24 protein-coding genes are annotated in these 24,586 nt (G+C 65.2%); 15 read left to right on the top strand and 9 right to left on the bottom strand.

The window, feature by feature from the left end; translation table 11 throughout:
* Nucleotides 1–49: 49 nt before the first annotated feature.
* Nucleotides 50–1,039: an octaprenyl diphosphate synthase gene (ispB, locus tag ASC94_RS20075; protein WP_056399356.1), complete on the bottom strand. Its 990-nt coding sequence runs from the start codon at nucleotides 1,037–1,039 to the stop codon at nucleotides 50–52.
* Nucleotides 1,040–1,305: 266 nt separating this feature from the next.
* Between ispB and rplU the strand changes: the two genes are divergently transcribed.
* The 4 genes from rplU to proB all read left to right on the top strand — a co-directional run bounded on the left by rplU (nucleotide 1,306) and on the right by proB (nucleotide 4,455).
* The gene (gene rplU, locus ASC94_RS32010; protein ID WP_057153473.1) at nucleotides 1,306–1,617 is read left to right on the top strand and encodes a 50S ribosomal protein L21; all 312 of its coding nucleotides are present in this window, start codon (nucleotides 1,306–1,308) and stop codon (nucleotides 1,615–1,617) included.
* A 37-nt stretch (nucleotides 1,618–1,654) separates the two neighbouring features.
* Complete coding sequence (gene rpmA / locus ASC94_RS20085) at nucleotides 1,655–1,912, top strand: 50S ribosomal protein L27 (RefSeq protein ID WP_056399363.1); 258 nt, start codon at nucleotides 1,655–1,657, stop codon at nucleotides 1,910–1,912.
* Nucleotides 1,913–2,001: 89 nt separating this feature from the next.
* Complete coding sequence (gene obgE / locus ASC94_RS20090; RefSeq protein WP_056399369.1) at nucleotides 2,002–3,111, top strand: GTPase ObgE; 1,110 nt, start codon at nucleotides 2,002–2,004, stop codon at nucleotides 3,109–3,111.
* A gap of 225 nt (nucleotides 3,112–3,336) precedes the next feature.
* On the top strand, nucleotides 3,337–4,455 hold the full coding sequence (gene proB, locus ASC94_RS20095) for a glutamate 5-kinase (RefSeq protein WP_056399373.1): 1,119 nt from the start codon (nucleotides 3,337–3,339) through the stop codon (nucleotides 4,453–4,455).
* Between the two features lie 132 nt (nucleotides 4,456–4,587).
* On the opposite strand, the gene nth is transcribed toward proB, so the two are convergent.
* From nth to ASC94_RS20120, 5 genes are all read right to left on the bottom strand, one after another.
* Complete coding sequence (nth, locus tag ASC94_RS20100) at nucleotides 4,588–5,235, bottom strand: endonuclease III (RefSeq protein ID WP_056399376.1); 648 nt, start codon at nucleotides 5,233–5,235, stop codon at nucleotides 4,588–4,590.
* Between the two features lie 35 nt (nucleotides 5,236–5,270).
* Nucleotides 5,271–5,963 carry an electron transport complex subunit RsxB gene (gene rsxB / locus ASC94_RS20105; protein WP_229417344.1) on the bottom strand — a complete coding sequence of 231 codons (693 nt, stop codon included), beginning with the start codon at nucleotides 5,961–5,963 and terminating at the stop codon, nucleotides 5,271–5,273.
* 92 nt (nucleotides 5,964–6,055) lie between these two features.
* Nucleotides 6,056–7,291, bottom strand: a complete 1,236-nt coding sequence (locus ASC94_RS20110) for a polyhydroxyalkanoate depolymerase (RefSeq protein WP_056399379.1) — start codon at nucleotides 7,289–7,291, stop codon at nucleotides 6,056–6,058.
* A 189-nt stretch (nucleotides 7,292–7,480) separates the two neighbouring features.
* On the bottom strand, nucleotides 7,481–7,801 hold the full coding sequence (gene fdxA, locus ASC94_RS20115; RefSeq protein ID WP_056399381.1) for a ferredoxin FdxA: 321 nt from the start codon (nucleotides 7,799–7,801) through the stop codon (nucleotides 7,481–7,483).
* A 184-nt stretch (nucleotides 7,802–7,985) separates the two neighbouring features.
* Nucleotides 7,986–9,389 carry a hypothetical protein gene (locus ASC94_RS20120; protein WP_056399384.1) on the bottom strand — a complete coding sequence of 468 codons (1,404 nt, stop codon included), beginning with the start codon at nucleotides 9,387–9,389 and terminating at the stop codon, nucleotides 7,986–7,988.
* Between the two features lie 233 nt (nucleotides 9,390–9,622).
* Between ASC94_RS20120 and ASC94_RS20125 the strand changes: the two genes are divergently transcribed.
* Together ASC94_RS20125 and ASC94_RS20130 are read left to right on the top strand one after the other, a co-directional pair.
* Nucleotides 9,623–10,897, top strand: coding sequence for a putative Na+/H+ antiporter (locus tag ASC94_RS20125; protein WP_056399387.1), 1,275 nt, complete (start codon nucleotides 9,623–9,625; stop codon nucleotides 10,895–10,897).
* Nucleotides 10,898–10,932: 35 nt separating this feature from the next.
* Nucleotides 10,933–11,223 carry a polyhydroxyalkanoic acid system family protein gene (locus ASC94_RS20130; protein WP_056399390.1) on the top strand — a complete coding sequence of 97 codons (291 nt, stop codon included), beginning with the start codon at nucleotides 10,933–10,935 and terminating at the stop codon, nucleotides 11,221–11,223.
* Between the two features lie 61 nt (nucleotides 11,224–11,284).
* Here the strand turns inward: ASC94_RS20130 and ASC94_RS20135 are convergent, their stop codons facing one another.
* Complete coding sequence (locus ASC94_RS20135; protein ID WP_056399393.1) at nucleotides 11,285–11,542, bottom strand: acyl-CoA-binding protein; 258 nt, start codon at nucleotides 11,540–11,542, stop codon at nucleotides 11,285–11,287.
* A gap of 122 nt (nucleotides 11,543–11,664) precedes the next feature.
* Between ASC94_RS20135 and ASC94_RS20140 the strand changes: the two genes are divergently transcribed.
* On the top strand, nucleotides 11,665–13,119 hold the full coding sequence (locus ASC94_RS20140) for a wax ester/triacylglycerol synthase family O-acyltransferase (protein WP_267875120.1): 1,455 nt from the start codon (nucleotides 11,665–11,667) through the stop codon (nucleotides 13,117–13,119).
* A gap of 48 nt (nucleotides 13,120–13,167) precedes the next feature.
* Here ASC94_RS20140 and ASC94_RS20145 read toward each other — a convergent pair whose 3' ends face one another.
* Nucleotides 13,168–13,455, bottom strand: a complete 288-nt coding sequence (locus ASC94_RS20145; protein ID WP_050409188.1) for an HU family DNA-binding protein — start codon at nucleotides 13,453–13,455, stop codon at nucleotides 13,168–13,170.
* A gap of 182 nt (nucleotides 13,456–13,637) precedes the next feature.
* Between ASC94_RS20145 and ASC94_RS20150 the strand changes: the two genes are divergently transcribed.
* Nucleotides 13,638–14,366, top strand: coding sequence for a hypothetical protein (locus tag ASC94_RS20150; protein WP_056399396.1), 729 nt, complete (start codon nucleotides 13,638–13,640; stop codon nucleotides 14,364–14,366).
* 189 nt (nucleotides 14,367–14,555) lie between these two features.
* On the opposite strand, the gene ASC94_RS20155 is transcribed toward ASC94_RS20150, so the two are convergent.
* Nucleotides 14,556–14,912 (bottom strand): FKBP-type peptidyl-prolyl cis-trans isomerase, encoded by a 357-nt coding sequence (locus ASC94_RS20155; protein ID WP_056399400.1) that lies wholly within the window; start codon nucleotides 14,910–14,912, stop codon nucleotides 14,556–14,558.
* A 149-nt stretch (nucleotides 14,913–15,061) separates the two neighbouring features.
* Here ASC94_RS20155 and ASC94_RS20160 point away from each other — a divergent pair, with 149 nt between their 5' ends.
* From ASC94_RS20160 to ASC94_RS20190, 7 genes are all read left to right on the top strand, one after another.
* On the top strand, nucleotides 15,062–16,033 hold the full coding sequence (locus ASC94_RS20160) for a cytochrome D1 domain-containing protein (RefSeq protein ID WP_056399404.1): 972 nt from the start codon (nucleotides 15,062–15,064) through the stop codon (nucleotides 16,031–16,033).
* A gap of 7 nt (nucleotides 16,034–16,040) precedes the next feature.
* Complete coding sequence (locus tag ASC94_RS20165) at nucleotides 16,041–16,850, top strand: polysaccharide deacetylase family protein (protein ID WP_056399406.1); 810 nt, start codon at nucleotides 16,041–16,043, stop codon at nucleotides 16,848–16,850.
* Nucleotides 16,851–16,866: 16 nt separating this feature from the next.
* Entirely contained in the window at nucleotides 16,867–17,865 is a 999-nt protein-coding gene (locus ASC94_RS20170; RefSeq protein ID WP_056399408.1) for a sterol desaturase family protein, read from the top strand.
* Complete coding sequence (locus ASC94_RS20175) at nucleotides 17,862–18,683, top strand: EI24 domain-containing protein (protein WP_056399414.1); 822 nt, start codon at nucleotides 17,862–17,864, stop codon at nucleotides 18,681–18,683. Before ASC94_RS20170 ends, ASC94_RS20175 begins: the two co-directional genes overlap by 4 nt.
* A gap of 9 nt (nucleotides 18,684–18,692) precedes the next feature.
* Nucleotides 18,693–19,478, top strand: coding sequence for a molybdopterin-binding protein (locus ASC94_RS20180; RefSeq protein ID WP_056399417.1), 786 nt, complete (start codon nucleotides 18,693–18,695; stop codon nucleotides 19,476–19,478).
* Between the two features lie 419 nt (nucleotides 19,479–19,897).
* Nucleotides 19,898–22,978, top strand: a complete 3,081-nt coding sequence (locus ASC94_RS20185) for a transglycosylase domain-containing protein (RefSeq protein WP_373888129.1) — start codon at nucleotides 19,898–19,900, stop codon at nucleotides 22,976–22,978.
* Nucleotides 22,979–23,160: 182 nt separating this feature from the next.
* On the top strand, nucleotides 23,161–24,516 hold the full coding sequence (locus ASC94_RS20190) for a TAXI family TRAP transporter solute-binding subunit (protein WP_373888124.1): 1,356 nt from the start codon (nucleotides 23,161–23,163) through the stop codon (nucleotides 24,514–24,516).
* Nucleotides 24,517–24,586 lie beyond the last annotated feature (70 nt).

The following is a 24,586-nucleotide window of genomic DNA, read 5'->3' on the forward strand; positions in this document are numbered from 1 at the left end:
CGAATAATTAACCCTGACTCCATTTTTTGTTGCTTTAGCTTAGCTGAGCTTAGTGGGTGCGGTCGACGGCGAAGCGGGCCAGTTGCAGCAGGGCGTCTTTGTAGACGCTGGCGGGCAGGCCGGCGACGGCGGCGGCGGCGCGCTCGGCGGCCACTTCGGCGGCGCGGCGGGTGTAGTCCAGCGCGCCGCTGCCGGTGATGGCGGCCAGGATGGTGTCGAAGTGCTGTTCGTCGCCGTTTTCAATGCAGGAACGGACCAGCTGGCGCTGCGCTTCGGTGCCGTGGCTCATCAGCCAGATCAGCGGCAGGGTGGGCTTGCCTTCGCGCAGGTCGTCGCCGACGTTCTTGCCGATTTCGGCAGCGTCGCCGGCGTAGTCGAGCACGTCGTCGATCAGCTGGAAGGCGGTGCCCAGCGAGCGGCCGTATTCGCCGGCTGCGGCGATCTGCTCGTCATTGGCGCCGGAAATCAGGGCGCCCAGCTCGGCGGCCGCTTCGAACAGTTTGGCGGTCTTGGAGCGGATCACTTGCAGGTAGCGCTCTTCGCTCACGTCGGGGTCGTGCATGTTGAGCAGCTGCAGCACTTCACCTTCGGCGATCACGTTGGTGGCGTCCGACAGGATCTGCATCACGCGCATGCTGTCCAGCGACACCATCATCTGGAAGGCGCGCGAGTACAGGAAGTCGCCCACCAGCACCGAGGCGGCGTTGCCGAACAGGGCGTTGGCGGTGGCGCGCCCGCGCCGCAGCGACGATTCGTCCACCACGTCGTCGTGCAGCAGGGTGGCGGTGTGGATGAACTCGACCACCGCCGCCAATTCGTGGTGCGCCACGCCTTTGTAGGCGTAGGCGTTGGCCACCAGCAGCACGAGTACGGGACGGATGCGCTTGCCGCCGGCGCTGATGATATATTCCGCAATCTGGTTAACCAGCGGCACTTCCGAGTGCAGGCGCTGGCGGATCACCGTGTTCACCGCGTCCATATCGGCGGCGATGGTCTGGGTGATGGTGTTGGAGTTGGCGTGTTGGGTAGCGGCAGACAAGGCAAACCTGCAAGGGTGAGTGAAGTGCCGCGATTATACGACATGCCCCGGCTGTGGTGTCGATTGCCACAGGGGATGTCGGCTTGGCAATCTTGCCGCGCGCCCCGTCCGGCAATATTGCCGACATACCATGCTGGCCGGGAATTTGGAATACTCTTTGACGCAAATTTTCAGTTTGTGTATAATCGCAGGTTCTCCCCGTTCCACACTGTTGTTCTGCGGTACGCAGCGGAGGATTCTTTTAACATTTGATGAGGTTTCAAATCATGTACGCGGTCATAAAAACCGGTGGCAAACAGTATAAAGTTGTCGCTGGCGAAAAACTCAAAGTAGAACAGATACCTGCTGACATTGGTTCCGAACTCACCATCGATCAAGTACTCGCAGTAGGCGAAGGCGAAGCCATCAAGTTTGGCACGCCACTCGTCGCGGGTGCAACGGTTCAGGTGAAAGTAGTTTCCCAAGGTCGTCACGACAAGGTCAAGATCTTCAAGATGCGTCGTCGTAAGCACTACCAGAAGCATCAGGGCCATCGCCAGAACTACACCGAAATCCAGATCGTTTCGATCAACGGCTAATCGTCGTCTTCAATACAGCTAATTTAGGAGCTAATAAATGGCACACAAAAAAGGCGGCGGCACTACCCGCAACGGCCGTGACTCAGAATCAAAGCGCCTCGGCGTTAAAGTGTACGGCGGCCAATCGATCAATGCTGGCGGCATCATCATTCGTCAACGCGGCACCCCAGTGCGCGCCGGCGAAGGCGTTGGCACCGGCAAGGACCACACCCTGTTCGCCCTGGTGGACGGCAAGGTGAAGTTCGTTGTCAAAGGCCCGAACTCGCACCAGTTCGTGACCGTAGTAGCAGCGTAATTCCGCGCTACAACGCAAAGTAAGGCGCAAGCCTTCAATCGAAAGGCTCTGCCAACGGTAGAGCCTTTTTAGTTTTATGGCGGCACATTATGAAGTTTATCGACGAAGCACGAATTGAAGTCATCGCCGGCAACGGCGGCAACGGCTGCGCCTCTTTCTGCCGGGAGAAGTTCCGCCCATTCGGCGGCCCTGACGGCGGCGACGGCGGCAAAGGCGGTTCCATCTGGGCCGTGGCCGACCGCAACGTCAACACCCTGGTCGACTACCGCTATTCGAAAATGCACCGCGCCAAGGATGGCGAATCGGGCCGCGGTTCGGATTGCTACGGCAAGGGCGCCGATGACATCTACCTGCGCATGCCGGTGGGCACCCTGATCATCGACGAAGTCAACGGCGACATCATCGCCGACATGACCGAACACGGCCAGACCGAACTGCTGGCGCTGGGCGGCGAAGGCGGCTGGGGCAACATCCACTTCAAGACGTCGACCAACCGTGCGCCGCGCCAGAAGACCGAAGGCAAGGAAGGTGCGCGCCGCGAGCTGCGCCTGGAATTGAAAGTGCTGGCCGACGTCGGCCTGCTGGGCATGCCGAACGCCGGCAAGTCCACCTTCATCACGGCCGTGTCCAACGCCAAGCCGAAAATCGCCGATTACCCGTTCACGACGCTGCACCCCAACCTGGGCGTGGTGCGCGTGTCGCATGAAAAATCCTTCGTCATCGCCGACATTCCCGGCCTGATCGAAGGCGCCGCCGAAGGCGCCGGCCTGGGCCACCAGTTCCTGCGCCACCTGTCGCGCACCGGCCTGCTGCTGCACATCGTGGACCTGGCCCCGTTCGAGGACACCGTCGACCCGGTCAAGGAAGCCAAGGCCCTGGTCAAGGAGCTCAAGAAGTACGACGAGGCGCTGGTGGACAAGCCGCGCTGGCTGGTGCTGAACAAGGTGGACGTGATCCCGGAAGCCGAACGCGCCAAGAAGGTCAAGGACTTCGTCAAGAAGTTCGGCTTCAAGGGCCCGGTGTTCGAGATTTCCGCGCTGAGCCACGAGGGCACGCAGGAACTGGTGAACGCCATCTACAAGCACCTGGAACAAGTGAAGCACAGCGAACAGCGTGCCGAGGAAACCCAGATGACGGAAGAGGCGCGCGGCATTTCCTCGATCGATCCGGACGATCCCCGTTTCAAGATCCTTGATTAAGTTTCAGTAACTCGCAATAACTCTGCAACAACGGCATAATCAGCTATTCGCTGATTTGCATTCCCTACAACAGTGCCGGCCCGCCACCATGGGCTGGCGCTGTCTGCGGCAAGGCAGGGCAACCCGCCCTTCGAAAATCAAGCAAGCAAGGCACGGCTTGGCAGCGCAGCGCAGCGCAGCGCGCGCCGGGACTATCGAGTTGATTGAAATGAGAACCGCCGCACCATGAATTCCGTCATACAGAAATCCACCCGCATCATCATCAAGGTTGGCTCGTCGCTGGTCACCAACGACGGCCGCGGCCTGGACCACGCCGCCATCGCGCGCTGGGCTGCGCAGATCGCCGCCTTGCGGGCGCTGGGCAAGGAAGTGGTGCTGGTGAGCTCGGGCGCCATCGCCGAGGGCATGCTGCGCCTGGGCTTCGAGGCCCGCCCCACCGACATCCACGAACTGCAGGCCTGCGCCGCCGTGGGCCAGATGGGCCTGGCGCAGATCTATGAAACCAGCTTCCGCGCCCACCAGCTGGGCACGGCGCAGGTGCTGCTCACGCACGCCGACCTGGCCGACCGCGAACGCTACCTGAATGCGCGCTCCACCCTGACCACCTTGCTGCGGCTGGGCATCGTGCCCATCATCAACGAGAACGACACGGTGGTGACAGACGAGATCAAGTTCGGCGACAACGACACGCTGGGCGCGCTGGTGGCCAACCTGATCGAGGCCGACGCGCTGATCATCCTGACCGACCAGCGCGGCCTGTTCAGCGCCGACCCGCGCAAGGACCCGGCGGCCTACCTGATCGCACAGGGCCGCGCGGGCGATCCGGCGCTGGAGGCAATGGCGGGTGGCGCCGGCTCGTCGCTGGGACGCGGCGGCATGCTGACCAAGATCCTGGCGGCCAAGCGCGCAGCGAAGTCGGGCGCGCACACGGTGATCGCGTTCGGGCGCGAGGAGAGCGTGCTGACGCGGCTGGCGGGCGGCGAGGCGATCGGCACCGAGCTGTCGGCGCAGACCGGGCACCTGACGGCGCGCAAGCAGTGGATGGCGGACCACTTGCACACTGCCGGCCAGGTGGTGCTGGACGCGGGCGCGGTGCAGAAACTGAGCAAGGAAGGCAAGTCGCTGCTGCCGATCGGCGTGATCGAGGTGAAGGGCGAGTTCGGACGCGGCGCGGTGATTACCTGCGTGGCCGAGGATGGCAGCGCGGTGGCGCGCGGCTTGTCGAACTACAGCAGCGCGGAGGCGCGCAAGATCAAGCGCAAGCCGTCGGCCGAGATCGAGTCCGTGCTGGGCTACCTCGAAGGCCATGAGCTGATTCACCGGGATAATATGGTCTTGCTGTGAAACGGCGGGTTACGCGCTGCGCGCTAACCCGCCCTACGGCGCCACAATTTCACGGTGCCACGGTTCGTCGTGGTTCGTCACGGCTCGTAGGGCGGGTTAGGCGGAACGCCGTAACCCGCCAAAGCGCCGCCGCTATACCCCGTCCGGAATCGGCGTCTTGGCCTTGTATTCGCACAGGTCGGCGATGATGCAGTTCCAGCACTGGGGCTTGCGCGCCACGCAGGTGTAGCGCCCGTGCAGGATCAGCCAGTGGTGCGCGTCCAGCAGAAATTCCTTCGGCACGAACTTCATCAGTTTTTCTTCGACCACATCCACGTTCTTGCCCGGCGCGATGCCGGTGCGGTTGGAGACGCGGAAGATGTGCGTGTCCACCGCCATGGCGATCTCGCCGAACGCCGTGTTGAGCACCACGTTGGCGGTCTTGCGCCCCACGCCGGGCAGCTCCACCAGTTCTTCGCGCGTGCGCGGCACTTCGCCGCCGTGCTTGTCCAGCAAGATCCGGCAGGTGGCCAGCACGTTCTTGGCCTTGGTCTTGTACAGGCCGATGGTCTTGATGTAGTCGGTCAACTCGTCCAGGCCCAGGTCCAGCATGGCTTGCGGCGTGTTGGCCACCGGGTACAGCCGCCGCGTGGCCTTGTTCACGCCCACGTCGGTGGCTTGCGCCGACAGCAGCACGGCAATCAGCAGCTCGAACGGCGTGCTGTATTCCAGCTCGGTCTTGGGGGAGGGATTGGCCGCGCGCAGGCGGCTGAAGATTTCGTGGCGCTTAGTAGCGTTCATTCGCTGCGTTCATTCGTTGCGTTCATTCGCTGGATTTACTCTGGTTTTTCGTTCTTCGCCGCCTCGGCCTTCAGGCGCGCGCGTTCCATGGCCGCTGCGATGATGGCGCGCTTGCGCTCCTTTTCCGCCTCGCCGGCCGCCGTGGCCGGGTCCAGCGCGTCCACCGCCTTCATCTTCTCCACCGCCTTGGCCGCCAGGCGCGCGTCGTTTTCCTCGCGCTCGCGGCGCAGGCGCAGGGTGCGGAAGTCGTGCCGCTCGCGCGCGGCGTCGGCGTCGGCCTGCGACCAGGCCTGCCAGCCGGTCGCTTCCGTGACGGGAAACATGACGATGCAGTCCACCGGGCAGGGATTCACGCACAGGTCGCAGCCGGTGCACAGGTCAGGCACCACGGTGTGCATCTGCTTGGCCGCGCCGACGATGGCGTCCACCGGGCAGGCCTGGATGCACAAGGTGCAGCCTATGCAGAGCGATTCGTCGATGTAGGCCACGGCGCGCGGGCGCTCCAGGCCGTTGACCGGGTTGAGCGGGATGACGGGGTAGCCGGTCACGGCGGACAGGCGCGCGATGCCTTCGGCGCCGCCGGGCGGGCACTGGTTGATGCCGGCCGCGCCGGCGGCGATCGCTTCGGCGTAGGGGCGGCAGCCGTGGTAGCCGCACTTGGTGCACTGCGTTTGCGGCAGGGCGTCTTCGATGCGGTCGGCGAGGGAGGGGGGCGCAGCGTCTGGCACGGCAATGTCGGTGGCGATGAATATGCCATTATATCTGCGCGCGGCGCGGAATAAAAAATCCCCGGGCTGGCCGGGGATCGCTGTGCTGCGCTTTATCCGTGCTTGCGGATGAATTCGCTGATCTTGGGACAGACCACCTCGCGCCAGCGGCGGCCGGAGAAGATGCCGTAGTGGCCGGCGCCCGGCGCCACGAAGTCCTGCTGCATGTCGGCCGGGATGTTGGCGCACAGCTCGTGCGCGGCCTGGGTCTGGCCGGCGCCGGAGATGTCATCCAGCTCGCCCTCCACGGTAAACAGCGCCACCGTGGTGATGTCCTGCGGACGCACCAGCTGGCCGCCCACTTTCCACGTGCCCTGCGGCAGCGAGAAGTCCTGGAACACGGTCTTGATGGTGTCCAGGTAGTATTCGGCCGGCATGTCCAGCACGGCGTTGTACTCGTCGTAGAACTTGCGGTGGCTTTCCGCCGGCTCGTCGTCGCCCGTCACCAGGTGCATATAGAACTCGCGGTGGCTCTGCGCGTGGCGGCCCGGGTTCATGGCGATGAAGCCGGCGTGCTGCAGGAAGCCGGGGTAGACCTTGCGGCCGAAGCCGGGGTAGTTCGGCGGCACCGAGTAGATCACGGTGTTTTCAAACCACGAGAATTTTTTCTCGGTGGCCAGGTTGTTCACTGCCGTGGGCGACTTGCGCGGGTCGATCGGGCCGCCCATCATGGTCATGGTCTTCGGCAGTTTCGGATCCTTGGCGGTGGCCATCAGCGAAATGGCGGCCAGCACCGGCACGGTCGGCTGGCAGACGGAAATCACGTGCAGGTCCGGGCCCAGGTGGCGGATGAATTCCTGCACGTAGAAGATGTAGTCGTCCAGGTGGAACGGGCCGGCCGACAGCGGCACCATGCGCGCGTCGGTCCAGTCGGTGATGTAGACGTCCTGCTCGTGCAGCAGGGCCGACACGGTGTCGCGCAGCAGCGTGGAATGGTGGCCGGACAGCGGCGCCACCAGCAGCACGGTGGGGTGCTTGAGGGCGCGGGTTTCCTTGTCGCTCAGGTCTTTCTTGAAGTGGATCAGGCGGCAGAAGGGTTTGTTGATCACCACGTGTTCGACGATGCGGGTTTCCTTGCCGTTGACGGTAACGCTATCAATGCCAAACGCCGGTTTTTCGTATTCTTTGCCCAAACGGTACATCAGCTCGTATCCCGCTGCGATCCGCTGGGAAAACGGCGTGTGCGCCAGCGGAGAGACCGGGTTGCTGAACAGTTTCGATGACGCGTCAGCCCATTGCATCAAAGGGGTCAGGAACGTGCGTTGCATTTCGTGCAGTTGGTAAAGCATAAATATTCCTGGTAACGATGGGAAATCATGAACCCATTATAGGATATTTGAACATGACGTAAAGCATTTCGCCGTAACTGGGGGCAAGGCGGACAGTGAACGGCGCCGCTCATGTCCATCACAATAATACGGCACCGGAAACAAAAAAAGCAGCGTTTCCGCTGCTTTTCTGTAGGACAGGTCTGAGTCTCAGCGCACCAGCAGGTGCAGCTTGTCCTGAACGTCCTTGAACTGCTCGGCCTCAGGCAACGCGGCCTTGGTCTTGGTGATGGATGGCCAGTGCGTCAGTTCGGCGTTAATTTTGATGAACTGTACCTGGTCGGCCGGCACGTCTTCCTCGGCGAAAATGGCGTTCACTGGGCATTCGGCAACGCAGACTGCGCAATCGATGCACTCGTCCGGATCGATAACCAGGAAGTTCGGGCCTTCGCGGAAGCAATCTACCGGGCAAACATCGACGCAGTCGGTGTAACGGCAGCTGATGCAAGATTCGGTAACTACGTGGGTCATGACAGTCCTATCTATGTTGGTCGGCTACAGCAAAGCACTGTATTTTAAGGTAATTCGCGCGCCGCCACAATTCGCGGCGGGTTTTAAGCTTAGATACTATGCGCATAAGCAAATGCGCTTCCCGCACGCCGGCACGCTGCCAGAGCGGGGAAGGCACCTCGGCCACTCAGCCATCGCAGCCAACTCAACCACCACTGCGCGCGGCGTAGCCCTGGCACCAGCGGGCCAGCTCGGCGCGCTCCTGCTCCAGCGCGTCCTCCAGCTCGAAATACTGGGCATGGTTCATGGTACCGCAGCAGGCGCGCCGGTCCTGCGGCGCGCCGGGCCGGTCTTCCACATCGGGCGCCAGTTCGGCCGGCCCGCCGTCCGCGCCGGCCTGCGGCTGCGCCACCACGACTTCGCGCAGCGAGAAGCGGTTGCGGATGAAGTTCAGGTACGCGGCGGGCTTGCCGTCCGCGGCGGCGATGCGCAGCATCTGGTTGACCACGTGGGCATAGTTGGCCGCATGGTCGGGCGCGGCCATGAGCGCGCGCAGCACCAGGCCGCACAGGTAGTCGCCCACCCGGTGCAGCAGCGCGGCGTCGTCTTCCAGTCCCGGGTGGCGCTCGTGGGCGAACATGTCGGCCAGGATGTCGTAGACAGCGCCGGTGAAGACCTGGGAGATGGCGTGCACCTCGTTGCCGGCCTCGGACAGCTTGAGGTCGTTGTCGGCATTGCGCAGGCCGTTGGGGCGGCCCAGCGCCATGCCGAACTGTTCGGCCATGTCGGCCAGGAAGGTCTTGTCGTGCAGGTCGGCCTTGGTCTGGGCGATCACGGCCTCGGTCTGGTCCAGCTGCGACAGGGTGAGAAAGATGGCGGTGAGGTCGCCGAACGATTCGTGCAGCCCCCCGGTTTGCGGCGGGTTGTTGTTCAGCAGCCAGCGCGGCTTCAGGCCGTCCAGCACGGCGTGCCCGGTTTCGTGCGCCACGATGTCGAAGGAGCGGCAGGTGTACATGCGCTCGTCCGTGCCGCTGGGCACGAAGTCGCCGAACTTCAGGGCGCGCTCGTCGCGGCTGTAGTAGGCGTTCATCACGTCCGGCAGGCCGTGCGGGAAGATCTGCAGCGGCTTGGTGTCGCTGGCGCTGTTCCATTGCCAGGGCAGCGGCGCCGATTCGCCGCCGGCGGCCAGCGCGCGCTGGTACATGGTCAGCGTCTGGCGCACCACGGCGAAGGTGTGCACGGCGTCGAACTGGTCGGTGTTGGGCTGCATGATGAAGTCGCCGAAGGCGTTCGGGCTGACCGGCTGGATCCCCGGCGCGCCGCTGACGATGCGCGCGTCGCGCGGGCCTTCCAGGATCACCCCCGGCAGGAAGGTCTTGCGGGTGCCCATTTCCGTCACGGACGGGTCTTGTTTCCAGATCAGCACGCGCGAGCCGGCGGGGTAGGCGGACGCCGCCCGGCCGTTCACGCTGCGGCAGGGGCGCCCGGGCTGCATGGTGGCCTGGGCCGCCTTGCGGTGCACGCGGTAGGGCGCGGACGGGGTGGGTACGTAGCTGACCGGCAGCCTGTTGGGCGGGGTCAGCAGGGTTTCGATGACGTCGGATTCCATATTCCCTCCAGTTCGAGCCGGCGGCGGCCGGATGCCGCGCCGATTCCAGAGTGTGGGCCCGGGCGCGCCGCCGGCATTTGCGATTGCGCAAAGCCGCTGCGGCTGGCGCCACCACTGCCGCGCTGACGTACAATGCCCGCTGGCATCGGCAATTGCACCAGCGATTGCACCAGCGATTGCACCAGCGATCGCACCAGAGATCGCACCAGCAACCGCACCACTGAGGAGACAGCGTGGCACCCGGCATTATCGAAATCATCGGCGCGGCCCTGTTCGGCATCGCCATCGTGCATACTTTTTCCACCAAGCTGTTCGAGCGGCTGGCGCACGCGCGCCCGGCGCACGCCGGCCTGTGGCATTTGCTGGGCGAGGTGGAAGTGGTGTTCGGTTTCTGGGCGCTGGTGCTGATGCTGTGCATCTCGGTATTGCTGGGCAAGGACGGTGCCACCGGTTACCTGGATGGGCGCGATTTCACTGAACCGCTGTTCGTGTTCGTCATCATGGTGATCGCGGCCACCCGTCCCATCCTGCAGACCACGGCCGCCGCGGCCGGCCTGCTGGCGCGCGCGCTGCCGCTGCCGGGCAGCATGGGGGCCTACATTGTGATCCTGGCGGTGGTGCCGCTGCTGGGCTCTTTCATCACCGAGCCGGCCGCCATGACCCTGGGCGCGCTGATCCTGGCGCGCCGCATTTTTGCGGCCGGCATCTCGCCGCGCCTGCAGTACGCCACCCTGGGCGTGCTGTTCGTGAACGTGTCCATCGGCGGCACGCTGACGCCGTTTGCCGCGCCGCCGGTGCTGATGGTGGCGGCCAAGTGGAACTGGGACATGGCCTTCATGCTCAGCCACATCGGCTGGAAGGCTGCCGTGGCGGTGGCCTTCAACGCGGTGGCGGCGGCGCTGCTGTTCTCGCGCGAGCTGGCCCGCCTGGACGATCCCAGCGATGGCATCGGTCCCGGCGAGGTGAAGGAAACCCCGGTGCCGCTGCCGCTGGTGCTGATCCACGTGCTGTTCCTGGCCGGCGTGGTGGTGTTTTCGCACCACAGCGCGGTATTCATGGGCCTGTTCCTGTTCTTCCTGGGCGTGGCCCACGCCTACGAGCGCCACCAGGACCGCCTGATGCTGCGCGAGGGCCTGATGGTGGCCTTCTTCCTGGCCGGGCTGGTGGTGCTGGGCGGGCAGCAGCAGTGGTGGCTGCAGAGCGCGCTGATGAGCATGAGCAGCGACGCCGTGTATTACGGCGCCACCGCGCTCACGGCCGTCACCGACAATGCCGCGCTCACTTACCTGGGCTCGCTGGTGGAAGGCCTGAGCGATGACTTCAAGTACGCGCTGGTGACCGGGGCCGTGACCGGCGGCGGGCTGACGGTGATCGCCAACGCGCCCAATCCGGCCGGCATGGCGCTGCTCAAGCGCTACTTCGCCGACGGCTGCGTCAGCCCGCTGGGCCTGTTCCTGGGCGCCTTGCCGCCCACCATTACCGCCATCGCCGCCTTCCGGCTGCTGTAAAATAGCGCCCGCCCCAGATCAAGGAGAGGACATTCGTGGCAGACATCAATATCGTTCAGGAGCACAGCCTGACCCCCAAGAAGGCCCGCGACGCGGCGCAAAAGGTTGCTGAGAAGCTGGCCGAGGAATTCGACCTGGCCTATGAATGGGACGGCGACGTGCTGCGCTTCGAGCGCAGCGGCGTCAACGGCACGCTGACCCTGAGCAAGCACAAGGCGGAGATGTTCATCAAGCTGGGTTTCCTGTTCGGCGCCTTCGCCCCCGTCATCCAGAGCAAAGCGGCCGAGAAGATGGCCAAGATCTTCGGCGCCGGCAAGGCCGCCTGAGTTAAAAAGCCCGCTGCGAGCGGGCTTTTTACTGGGCGGTTGGCGGTATGCCAGGCGTGCCTTACGCGTCCTTCAGTTCTTCGATCAGGTCGATGTACTGCTGCCGGGCGTCGTCCTGCGAGGTGCCCTTCAGCGCGGCCCAGGCGTCGTACTTGGCGCGGCCCACCATGTCGGTGAAGCCAGGACGCGTACCTTCCACGTCGCCGGCCGAGCCCTGCTTGAACAGCGCGTAGATCTTCAGCAGGGTCATATTGTCCGGACGCTCCGGAAGGTTTTTGGAATCGGCCATCGCTTGGTCGAATTGTTCTTGCAGACTCATAAACTCTCCTAGAGTAATATCACTAAAGTAACTTTGCGCACGTCCGTGCCGGAAGCCACATAATACAAAAATTATGCTGCGCCGGTGCGCCTGGCCCAAAACTATAGAGGAGAAACTCAAATATGCTGTCTCAAGCCTTGTCGGCGCTGGGCCGGAGAAAAATGTCCACGGTCGATACCGCCTGGCTGCGCATGGACTCCGAGGGCAACCAGATGATGATCGTCGGCGTGGCCATGATGGCCGAGCCGATCGGCGTGGCCGGCCTGAAGGAGGCGCTGCAGACGCGCTTCCTGGCCTACCGCCGCTTCCGCAGCCGCGTGGTGACCGACCTGGCCGGCTCCTGGTGGGAAGAGGACGACGTGGACCTGGACGACCACGTGGTGCACACCCGCCTGGACGACGAGCATGGCGCCAGCAACAAGCCCGCGCTGCAGCGCATGGTGGGCCTGCTGTCGCAGCAGCCGCTGGACCCGGCGCGCCCGCTGTGGCAGATGCACCTGGTGGAGAACTGCATCGGCGAGGACGGCAAGGTGCGCCAGGCGCTGGTGGTGCGCATCCACCACTGCATCGCCGACGGCATTGCGCTGGTGGGCGTGTTCATGTCCATGTTCGGCCAGCACCCGGACCAGCAGCCGGTGCAGCCGCCGCCGGCCGCCGTGGCCGAAGCCGAGGCCAATCCCTGGGAGCAGATCCTCAACCCCATCACCGCCGCCGGCGTGAAGACCATCGGCCTGTCGTCGTCGGTACTGCTGAAGTCCATGGGCATGTGGGCCGACCTGGACAAGCTTGCCGGCCGGCTGGCGGCAGTCGGCCAGACCGCCGCCCAGCTGACCACGGACGCCGTCAAGCTCACCACCATGGCTGACGACAGCAGCACCCGCCTGAAGGGCAAGCCGAACGGCAAGAAGCACGTGTCCTGGAGCGAGCCGCTGCCGCTGGACGAGATCAAGGCGGTCAGCAAGGTCCACGGCTGCTCGGTGAACGACGTGCTGATGGCCAGCGTGGCCGGCGCCATCCGCGCCTACCTGAAGGACTGCGGCGACGCCGTGGCGGACGACTGCGAGGTGCGGGTGATGGTGCCGGTGAACCTGCGCAAGGCCAGCCGCCAGCAGCGCCTGGGCAATGCCTTCGGCCTGGTGCCGCTGGTGCTGCCGGTGGGGATGGCCGATCCGGTGGCGCGCCTGGCGGAGGTGCAGCGCCGCATGACGGAGCTCAAGGGCAGCTATACGGCGCTGGTGGCCATGTCGGTGCTGGGCGTGCTGGGCGCCTCGCCCAGGCAGGTGCAGAACGAGATCCAGAACTACTTCGCGCGCAAGGCCACCGCCGTGATGAGCAATGTGCCGGGGCCGCAGGCGCCGCTCTACCTGGCCGGCAGCCGGCTGGACCAGATCATGTTCTGGGTGCCGCAGTCGGGCGACATCGGGGTGGGGGTGTCGATCTTGTCCTACAACGGCGGGGTGCAGTTCGGCATCGTGACCGACGACGCGCTGGTGCAAGACCCGGACAACATCATCCGCCGTTTCGCTCCCGAGTTCGAGAAGCTGGTGCTGCTGGCGCTGATGGATGGCTGCGCCTAAAAAAAATGGCCGGGCTTAGCCCGGCCGGTAACCCAATCACCGATGTGATTACTTCTTCTTGGTTGGGTTCACTGCCGCTTTCAGGGTCGCGCCAGCGGAGAATTTCGGGGTCTTGGACGCAGCGATCTTGATCGCTTCGCCGGTGGCAGGATTGCGGCCTTTGCGTGCTGCGCGCTTGGCGACGGAGAAGGTGCCGAAGCCGGTGATGCCGACCGTGTCGCCCTTTTTCAGACGCTCGGTAACGATGGCAATCAGAGTGTTCACTGCATCGTTGGCCGCTGCGCCCGACATTTCGGTACGCTTAGCAAATTCAGCAATCAGTTCGCCTTTTTTCATTACTACCTCCTTGGTTAATAGAGCGCGCAGATTAGCACAGAATTATTGCCTGGGGTAAGAATCTGCTGACAGAATTTTTAAAGTAAGCCTTACTGGCGTTGGCTTGCGCCGATTTCGCGCCAGGCCGGCTACCCCTGCCTCGCCTCTGGGGGTATGATCGGAAGCTAGCGAGGAACCGTAATATGAGCTTTTCCGACGACATCCTGATGGCTTACGCCAATGGCGAACTGGACCAGGCAACCCGGCGTGCCGTGGAGGCGGCCGTGCTGCGCGACGCCGCCCTGGCGCAGCGCCTGGCGCACTGCCAGGCGGCCCGGCAGCGCCTGGCCGGCCCGCGCCGCGGCGCCACCGTGGTGCAGCTGGCGGCCGTGCGCGCCACCCGCGCCGCCACCCAGCAGGCCGCGCGCAAGGCGCGCCGCGGCTGGCGCTGGTCGTGGCTGGAATGGGGCGCGGTGGCGGGCGTGCTGGCGCTGGGCGTGGTGATCGGCAAGTTCGCCCTGGGCGGCTGGCAGCCGGATCCGCAAGCCTTGCCCAGCGTGGCCTGGCGCGACGGCGCGCTGGTGGCGCAGGGCCGGCTGGCGCTGGCGCTGGAGCAGGCGCCGTCGGGCGCGGGCGGGGTGTATGGCGGCAGCGTGCGCATCGTGGCCAGCTTCGTGGCGGCGGACGGGGCGTATTGCCGCGGCTTTACCACCGGCGGCGTGCCGGGTGTGCAGGAACTGGCCGGACTGGCCTGCAAAAGCGGGGGAGTGTGGAAATTGCCGGCGCTGGTGCAGAACCAGGCGGCGGGCGCCAGGCCGGCGCGCGCGGAATTGCCGGCGGCGGTACAGGCGGTGGCAGAGCAGCGCAGCAACGGGGCCTTGCTGGACGCGGCGGCCGAGCAGGAGGCCATGCAGCGCGCGTGGCTGCGGTGAGGGGCGCGCCGTGGCGGCGCCGGCGGATTACGGCGCGTTGCGCCTAATCCGCCCTACGGGACCCGAGCAGGATCGGGGCGGGTACGGCGGGTGGGCGGGTAGGGCGGGTAGGGCGGGTTAGCGCGCAGCGCGTAACCCGCCGCTGCAGCGCGTAACCCGCCGCTGCAGCGCATCAGCCGCCGAGGAACATCAAACGCCCAGCAGTTCCACTTCAAAGATCAAGGTGGCGTTCGGCGGGATCACGCCGCCGGCGCCGCGTGCGCCGTAGCCCAGGTCGGCCGGGATGGTCAGCACGCGGGTGCCGCCGATCTTCATGCCTTGCACGCCTTCGTCCCAGCCGCGGATCACCATGCCGGCGCCCAGCGCGAACTCGAACGGATCGTTGCGGTCCTTGCTCGAATCGAACTTGGCACCCTTGCTGCCGTCGTCGTTGCGCAGCCAGCCGGTGTAGTGCACGGTAACGTTCTGGCCGGCTTTTGCCTCGGCGCCTTCGCCGACGACCGTATCGTCGTATTGCAGGCCGGATGGAGTGGTAATAGTGGACATAATGTTCCTTTTGTTTGTTAGGTTAGCCATTTATTGTAGTCTGTGCCGCGCATCGGCGCTATTCCCCAGCATAATTGTCGCCAATTACCCTTACACGGCTGCGGTTTGCACTTAGAATAGTGTTTTGCTCTTCAGAAGCGATTCACGTCATGTTCCGCAGTCTCCGCCGCATCGTCCTTTCCAGTGTCTGCCTGGTTGCCGCCCTCAGTTCGGCGCACGCGAACGTGGTAGTCGTGCTCAATTCGCGCGACGCCACGGTCCAATTGCTGGACCAGTCCAGCTACAAGACCCTGTCCACTTTCCCTGTCGGCAAAGAGCCGCACCACCTGATGGCCACGCCGGACAACAAGTCCCTGATCGTGGCCAGCTCGGTGGGCAATGAGCTGGTGTTCCTGGACCCGAAAACCGGCCAGGTGCAGCGCACCATCAAGGACATCCTCGACCCGTACCAGATCGGCTTCTCGCCGGACCAGAAATGGTTCGTGGTGACCTCGCTGCGCCTGGACCGCGTCGACATCTACAAGTTCGACGGCAAGACGTTTACGCTGTCCAAGCGCCTGCCGCTGCCCAAGCTGCCCAGCCACATCGCCTTCGACGCGGCCAGCAGCGTGGCCTTCATCACGCAGCAGGGCAGTGACCAGATCAGCTGCATCGACCTGAAGACCCAGCAGATCAAGTGGACCATACCGGTCGGTAAGCTGCCGGCCGGGATCGCCATGACGCCGGACGACAAGCACCTCCTGGTCGGCATCATGGGCAGCGACTACGTGGAAGTGATCGACTGGAAGACCCAGAAGACGGTCAAGAAGATCAAGGCCGGCAACGGCACCCACAACTTCCGCGCGCTGGGCGACAACCGCATGACCTACGTGTCGAACCGCGTGTCGAACACCATCAACATCATCGACCAGAAGACGCTGGAGAACGTCGGCACCATCAACGTGCCGGGCGGCCCGGACTGCATGGAAATCACCGACGATAAGAAAACCATGTGGGTGACGCTGCGCTGGATCAAGAAGGTGGCGGTGGTGGACCTGGCCACGCGCAAGGTGGTCAAGCTGATCCCGGTCGGCCGCTCGCCGCACGGCGTATTCTTTGCCAATTCCTCGCCGCGCGTTTGAGTACGCCATGAGCAGCCCGCTGCTGACGGGCGGCGCTGCCGCCTTTGCTGTCCTGGCCGCGCTGGCTGCCCCGGCGCTCGCCGCCGCACCGGCAAGCCCGGCATCCCCGGCCTGCCAGGGCACCATCTACCTCACCTTCGACACCGGCAGCCAGTCGCAGGCCGAGCTGATCGCGCAGACCCTGAACAAACACCAGGTCAAGGCCACCTTCTTCCTTGCCAACGAGAAAACCGTGCGCGGCGACTATTCGCTGGACCCGTCCTGGGCGCCGTTCTGGCGCGCGCGCGCGGCCGAGGGCCACGCCTTCGGCTCGCACACCTTCGACCATGTGTACTGGCAAAAGGACGCGCCGGACGGCCGCCTGCAGGTCAAGCCGCAGTTCGGCGCGGCCGCAGGCAAGGTGCAGAACTGGACCCCGGCCCAGTACTGCGAAGAGATCAGGCGCGTCGACAGCCGCTTCCACGAACTGACCGGCAAGCACCTGGACCCGATCTGGCGCGCCCCCGGCGGCAAGACCTCGCCGCGCAGCCTGGCGGCAGGCGCCGCCTGCGGCTACGCCCACGTGGGCTGGGCCAAGGCCGGCTTCTCGGGCGACGAGCTCTCCAGCAGCGCCTGGCCGAATGCGGTATTGTTGGAGAAATCCCTGCGCGAGCTGCGCGGGGGCGACATCTTCATGGCCCACATGGGTATCTGGTCGCGCAAGGATCCCTGGGCGCCGGCCAACCTGGAACCGCTGATCGCGGGCCTGAAGCAGAAGGGCTATTGCTTCGCCACGCTGCGCGAGCACCCGGACTATTCACCTCGATTCAAGCATTGAAAAGTACCATCCAAGCATGATCCAACTGTTAAGCGACTGGCTAGGCGCCGCCCAGGGCTGGCTGTTCGAAACCGTGATCCAGCCCATCCTGTTTTACGGCGGCCTGGGCGACATTACCGAGGAAGCCTTCGAAGGCACCGAGTGGCTGCTGATCGGCCTGGCCGAGCTTGTGCTGCTGTTCCTGGTGCTGCGGCCCATGGAGGCGCTGATCCCGGTGCACAAATTCACCGACCCGCGCGCGCGCTGGAACGACTTTATTTACACCGTGCTGCACCGCCTCGGCCTGTTCACGGTGGTGATCTTCTTCACGCTGGACCCGCTGCTGGACCAGCTGAACGCGCTGCTGCGCCTGGAGGACGTGCGTCCCTTCAACCTGGAAAACCTGTTCCCGGACATCAGCCCGCTGTGGAGCTTTGTACTGTATCTGCTGGTGCTGGACTTCGTCGATTACTGGTATCACCGCGCCTCGCACCACTTCAACTGGTGGTGGGGCCTGCACAGCCTGCACCACAGCCAGATGAATATGAACCTGTGGAGCGACGACCGCAACCACCTGCTGGACGACCTGCTGCGCGACGTGGTCATGGGCCTGGTGGCCATCGCCATCGGCGTGCCGCCGGCGCAGTACGTGCTGCTGGTGTCGCTGTCACGCATCATCCAGAGCCTGCAGCACGCCAATGTGCGCGTGCATTTCGGCGCCATCGGCGAGCGCCTGCTGGTGTCGCCGCGCTACCACCGCATGCACCACGCCATCGGCGTGGGCCACGAGTCGAAAGGCAAGGGCACCCTGGGCGGCTGCAATTTCGCCGTGCTGTTCCCGGTCTGGGACATGCTGTTCCGCACCGCGAACTTCACCCCCGAATTCGTCCAGACCGGCATCCGCGACCAGCTGCCGCAGACCGCGCCGGACGGCAGCGTGGCGCCCGGCCGCGAGTATGGGCGCGGCTTCTGGCAGCAGCAGTGGCTGGGCCTGAAGCGCATGGTGCACAATTTTGGCAAGGAGCCGACGCAATGAGGAGTGTACTCAACGCCTACGGGCGCGCGCTGCTGTCCCAGCTGCACGGCAAGATGCTGGTGCTGAGCATCGTGCCCTTCCTGCTGTCGGTGGCGCTGTGGGCGGTGCTGCTGTATTTCTGCCTGCAGCCCATGGTCGATTATGTGCACGCCGCCTTCATCGAGCACGACCTGTTCGGCAGCAGCACCCACTGGCTCAACAACCTGGGCCTGGGCGTGCTGAAGACGGTGGTGCCGCCGCTGATCGCCATGCTGACCCTGCTGCCGCTGATGATACTGACCGCGCTGATCTTCATCGGCGTGGCCGCCATGCCCTTCGTGGTGCGCCACGTGGGCGGGCGCCATTACCCGCAGCTGGAGAAAAAGCGCGGCGGCAGCATCGCCGGCAGCGTGGCGGCCGCGCTGGGCGGCTTCGCCATCTTCGTGCTGGCCTGGTTCGTGGCGCTGCCGCTGTACCTGTTCCCGCCGGCCGCGCTGGTGGTGCAGGTGCTGCTGTGGGGCTGGCTGACGCAGCGCGTGATGACCTACGACGCGCTGGCCGACTACGCCAGCGCCGAGGAGCGTGCCGTGCTGCGGCGCGCGCACCGCTGGCAGCTGATGGCCATCGGCGTGGTGTCCGGCGTGGCCGGCGCCATCCCGGGCGTGGTGTGGGTGGGCGGCGCCACCATCGCGGTGGTGTTCTTCCCCTTCCTGGCGGCTGCGTCGATCTGGCTGTACATACTGATATTTATCTTCACCGGCTTGTGGTTTGAGTATTATTGTCTGGAGGCGCTGCAGCAGCAGCGCGCGGTGACTTTGCAATCCGACCAAACTGAATAGGGCAGGGCTATGGCTATTGGACTTATCATCATCGGCGACGAAATCCTGTCGGGCAAACGCGTCGACCAGCATTTCCCCAAAGTGGTGCAGCTGCTGGCTGCGCGCGGCTTGCAGCTGGGCTGGGCCGAATACCTGGGCGACGATCCGGCGCGCATCACGGCCGCGCTCAAGCGCAGCTTCGCCAGCGGCGACATCGTGTTCTCCTGCGGCGGCATCGGCGCCACGCCGGACGACCACACGCGCCAGGCCGCGGCCGATGCGCTGGGCCTGCCGCTGGTGCTGCACGAGCAGGGCAAGCAGAACATCCAGCAGCGCATCCTGCAGATGGGGCGCGAGGCGGGCCAGGCGGTGGACCTCGATTCGGAGGAGAACCTGCACCGCCTGAAGATGGCTGAATTCCCGGACGGCGCGGCGCTGGTGCCCAACCCCTACAACAACGTGGCCGGCTTCGCCATCCGCAACCATTACTTCGTGCCGGGCTTCCCGGTGATGGCCTGGCCCATGATCGAATGGGTGCTCGACACCCATTACGCGGACCTGTTCAACCGCGAGCCGCGCGCCGAGCACGGCACGCTGGTGTATGAGGCGGCCGAGTCGGCCCTCACGCCGCTGATGGTGGCGCTGGAGGCGCAATACCCGCGCATCAAGGTGTTCAGCCTGCCCAGCGTGGGCGATGCCAACACGCGCCGGCACATCGAGCTGGGCGTGAAGGGCGAGCCCGGCCAGGCGGCCGAAGCATACGCGCAAATGTGCGCCGAGCTGGACCGCCTGAAGGTGGAATACGTGCGCTTGTAAGACGCAGGATGACAGCGCTGTGACTGCCGTGTTACAGCTCAGCCGCAGCTCAGCTGTATACGTTGTTTTTTTGCGAAAAAGCCTGATCGCAGATCAAATAATCAGCGTACCGGCCTGTGCGTGCGTTGCCGATGTGGTGCAATGGATAGCAAGAGCAGGTACCACTGAATCACCACGGCAAAGCAAGATTAAGCAATATCATGGCAAGCAACCCAGGCAATCGACGTTTCCGCAGGCCCCTCATCGTTGCGCGCGCAGTGCGCAAATTGCGTGCAGGCGCAACAGTCTTCGGACTGAGCCGCCGCAGCCGCCTGCGGGTGGTGCCGCCGCCGCAGACCGCCGTGCTGCTGCACGCGCAGGCTGCCGGCCCGGACCCGGCCGAACCGGCCAAGCCCCGCAGCAAGCGCCCGCGCAACGCCTTGATCCTGTTGCTGCTGGCGCTGCTGTCGCTGGCAGTGTGGTGGGCGCTGCAGGAAATGCGCACCTCCTCGCTGCAGGCCAGGTTCTTCTCCGAGCTGGCCGGCAAGGTCAGCTACAAGGTCGAGCCCGGCCCCAGCAAGGCCATCCGTTTCCCGCACGACAGCCCCTACGACGAGCGGCTGGGCTACGCCAACCTGCCCGACTACCTGGGCAAGCTGAAAACGCGCGACTATGAAGTGGCCGCGCAGGCGCGCTTCTCGCCCAAGATGATCGAGCTGTCCGACATGGGCATCTTCGCCACCTACCGCGAGAAGACCCGCACCGGCCTGCACATCGTGGACTGCCGCGCCGAGCCGCTGTTTACCGCCAGCTACCCGGAGCGCATCTACCCCGGCTTCAAGGAAACCCCCACCGCGCTGGTGCAAAGCCTGCTGTTCATCGAGAACCGCGAGCTGCTCGACAACACCTACCCGAAGCGCAACCCGGCCGTGGAATGGGACCGCCTGAGCAAGGCGGTGCTGGAGAAGTCCGTCAGCGCCGTGGCGGGCGGCCACCGCGCCGCCGGCGGCAGCACGCTGGCCACCCAGATTGAAAAATACCGCCACTCGCCAGAAGGCCGCACCGGCTCGATGAAGGACAAGCTGCAGCAGATGATCTCGGCCACCCTGCGCGCCTACCAGCACGGCCCGGACACCACCGCCGTGCGGCGCCAGATCGTGGTGGACTATCTGAACACGGTGCCGCTGTCGGCCAAGCCGGGCTACGGCGAGGTGAACGGCATCGGCGACGGCATGTGGGTCTGGTACGGCCGCGACTTCAATGAAATCAACCGCCTGCTGAGCGGCAAGATGGACCAGCCGGGCAGCGCGCTGGCCTTCAAGGAAGCCCTCAGCCTGCTGATCGCGCAGCGCCGCCCGAGCTACTACCTGGGCGCTGGCGACGCCGACCTGGAAACCCTGGCCAACAGCCATCTGCGCGTGCTGGCGCAGGCCGGCATCATCACGCCGGAACTGCGCGACGCGGCGCTCAAGGTGCGCCTGCATCCGGCCGCCGGCAATGGCCTGGCGGCGGCGCCGGACATGTCCTTCGTCGAGCGCAAGGCCTCCAACTCGGTGCGCAACCACCTGGCCAACCTGCTGGGCGACAACCGCATGTACAACCTGGACCGGCTGGACCTGAACGTGGTCAGCACGCTGGACGCGCAGGCGCAGCGCGCCGTGACGCAGGTGCTGCGCGACCTGCGCGACCCGGAGATGGCCAAGGCCGCCGGCCTGACCGGCAAGGGCATGCTGGGCAACGGCGACCCGGCCAACGTGGTGTACAGCTTCACCCTGCTGGAAAAAGGCGAGGGCAGCAACTACCTGCGCCTGCAGACCGACAACTTCGACCAGCCGCTGGACATCAACGAAGGCGCCAAGCTGGACCTGGGCTCCACCGCCAAGCTGCGCACCCTGGTGACCTACCTGGACATCATCGACCAGCTGCACAAGCGCTACAAGGACATGAGCCCGGATGCACTGCGCAAGGTCACGCTGGCGCCGCAGGACCGCCTGAGCCAGTGGGCGGTGGCCTACTTCCTGGAACACCCTGCGGACAAGCGCGACCTGCCGTCCATGCTGGCCGAAGCCATGGAGCGCAAATACTCCGGCAACCCGGGCGAGGGCTTCTTCACCGGCGGCGGCGTACACACTTTCGGCAACTTCTCGAAAGAGGACGACAGCCGCATCCTGACCGTGCGCGAAGCGCTGCGCCGCTCCACCAACCTGGTGTTCGTGCGCCTGATGCGCGACGTGGTGAAGTACTACATGTTCCAGGCGCCCGGCTCCTCGGCCTCGCTGCTGGCCGACGCCGACGACCCGCGCCGCGCCGAATACCTGGCCCGCTTCGCCGACAAGGAAGGCAAGGAATTCCTGTACCGCTTCTATTCCAAGTACCGCGGCAAGCCGAAGGCGGAACTGGACAAGATCCTGGTGGCCAGCATCCGCCCGACCCCGGTGCGGCTGGCCAATATCCACCGCACCCTGTTCCCGAACGCCACGGTGGAGCAGTTCAGCGCCTACCTGAACGACAACCTGCCGTCGCAGAACGAGATCCAGGACGACCGCGCGGCCAAGATGTACGAGCAGTACGCGATGGACAAGTGGTCGCTGGCCGACCGCGGCTACCTGGCCAATGTGCACCCGCTGGAGCTGTGGCTGGTGGCCTACCTGCGCAACAACGAGGGCGCCACCATGGCGCAGGCAGTGGCGGCCAGCGAGAAGGAGCGCCAGGAGGTGTACCAGTGGCTGTTCAAGACGCACCGCAAGCACGCGCAGGACAAGCGCATCGCCGGCCTGGTGGAGATGGAGAGCTTCATGGCCATCCACCGCCAGTGGAAGAAGATGGGCTATCCCTTCGAGTCGCTGGTGCCGTCCTACGCCACCACGCTGGGCGCCTCGGCCGACCGGCCTTCCGCGCTGGCCGAGATGATGGGCATTATCATCAACGGCGGCGTGCGCCAGAGCAGCCAGCGCATCACCTCGCTGCACTTCGCCTCCGGCACGCCGTACGAGACCCTGGTCAAGCGCGGCAAGCCGACCAGCAATGAACAGGTGCTCTCGCCCGAAGTGGCGCGCGCGGCGGCGGACGCGATCCGCGAAGTGGTGTCGGACGGCACCGCCAAGCGCGTCAAGGCTGCTTTCGTGAAGGCCGACGGCTCCATCATCCCGGTGGGCGGCAAGACCGGCACCGGCGACCAGCGCTTCGAAGTGTACGGCGGCGGCGGGCGGCTGATTGAATCGCGCTTCGTGAACCGCTCGGCCACCTTCGTGTTCAACATCGGCGAGCGCTTCTTCGGCAGCATGACGGCGTATGTGCACGGGCCGGAATCGAAGAACTACGATTTCACCAGCGCGCTGCCGGTGCAGCTGCTGGTGGTGCTGGCGCCCAGCCTGATGCCGCTGATCGAACCGAACGCGCCGCCCAGGGCCGGCGTGCTGGCGGCGGTGCACAGTCCGGATGCCGCAGGCGCCAAGCCCGCGCTGGCGCCTGCCGCAGCGGCTCCGGCCGCCAGGCCGCCGCTGCGCGCCTGCGGAGGCTGATGGCCGGGCCGGCGGAATCGGCGGGTTACAGCGTTCCGCCTAACCCGCCCTACGGTATCCCGGCACTTCGTAGGGCGGGTTAGGCGCGCAGCGCCGTAACCCGCCGAAGCGCCGAAGCCGCCGAACCCGCCACCCCGCGCGGCGCTTGCATGTTTGGCCATTTGTTGGCATGGTGTCACCCCATGAAACCCATGCGCCACCACATGACCAAAGTGACCAAGATCCTCAACTTCTCGCGCTTCTCCCTGCGCGACCTGATCGTCGCATCCGGTCCCACCATCCTCGCCATCGCCGCCGTCTGCGTGCTGGCCTACGTGCTGGTCGATCCCGCGCCGCCGCGCGTGGTCACCCTCTCCACCGGCCAGGAAAACGGCGCCTATGAGGCTTTCGGCAAGAAATACGCCGAACTGCTGGGCAAGCACGGCATCAAGGTGGTGCTGAAGCCGTCCATGGGCTCCTACGAGAACCTGCAGCGCCTGGCCGCCGGCGAGGCCGACATCGCCTTCCTGCAAAGCGGCACCACCAGCCAGGACGAAGCCGAGCGGCGCAACCTGGTGTCGCTGGGCAGCCTGTTCACCGAGCCGCTGTGGCTGTTCCTGCGCGACGACGTCAAGGCCAAGGACCTCACGCAATTGAAGGGCTTGCGCATCAACTTCGGTCCGGAAGGCAGCGGCGCGCCGCGCCTGTTCAAGCAGGTGCTGGAGGCGAACGGCCTGGAGGCGACCGACCTGAAGGTCAGCTCGCTGGCCAACACGCCCGCCACCGTGGAGCTGCTGGAAAAGCGCATCGACGGCCTGGTGTTCAGCTCCGCGCCGGACGCGCCCCTGATCCAGATGCTGCTCATCACCCCCGGCATCAAGCTGTTCGACTTCACCCAGGCCGAGGCCTACACGCGGCGCCTGCCTTTCCTGACCCACGTGGTGCTGCCGCGCGGGATCGTGGACCTGGGGCGCGACCTGCCCGCCAAGGACTACCACCTGATCGCCCCGACCGCCACCCTGGTGGCGCGCGACGACCTGCACCCGGCGCTGGTGGACCTGCTGGTGCAGGCGGCCAGCACCATCCACGGCGGCGCCGGCTGGTTCCAGCAGCAGGGCCAGTTCCCGTCGCCCAAGTACAGCGAGATCCCGGTGGCGCACGAGGCGGCCAAGTTCTACAAGGACGGGCCGCCCTTCCTGCAGCGCTACATGAGCTTCTGGCTGGCCAACTTCTTCGACCGCATGTGGGTGGTGGTGGTGGCGCTGGGCGCGCTGATCCTGCCGCTGTCGAAAGTGATCCCGCCGCTGTACGTATGGCGCATCCGATCGCGCGTGTTCCGCTGGTACGGCCAGCTGCGCAGCGTGGAGCAGGCGCTGGCCGCCGCGCCCGAGGACAAGCGCGACCAGGTCTGCGCCGAGCAGATGGCGCAGCTCAACGACATCGAGGAGAAGGTCAACCAGATCTCCATCCCGCTGTCGTTTGCCGACGACCTGTACGGCCTGCGCAGCCATATCAACCTGGTGCGGCAGCGCATCCTGGCCAGCCACGATGGCGCATGATCGCTAAGTAATATTACTTAATTGTTACAGCGGCGCGACAGAGCGCTTGCATTTGCTTTGACTTTCCATT

It is taken from the genome of Massilia sp. Root418, from assembly GCF_001425265.1.
Taxonomy (GTDB): Bacteria; Pseudomonadota; Gammaproteobacteria; order Burkholderiales; family Burkholderiaceae_D; genus Rugamonas.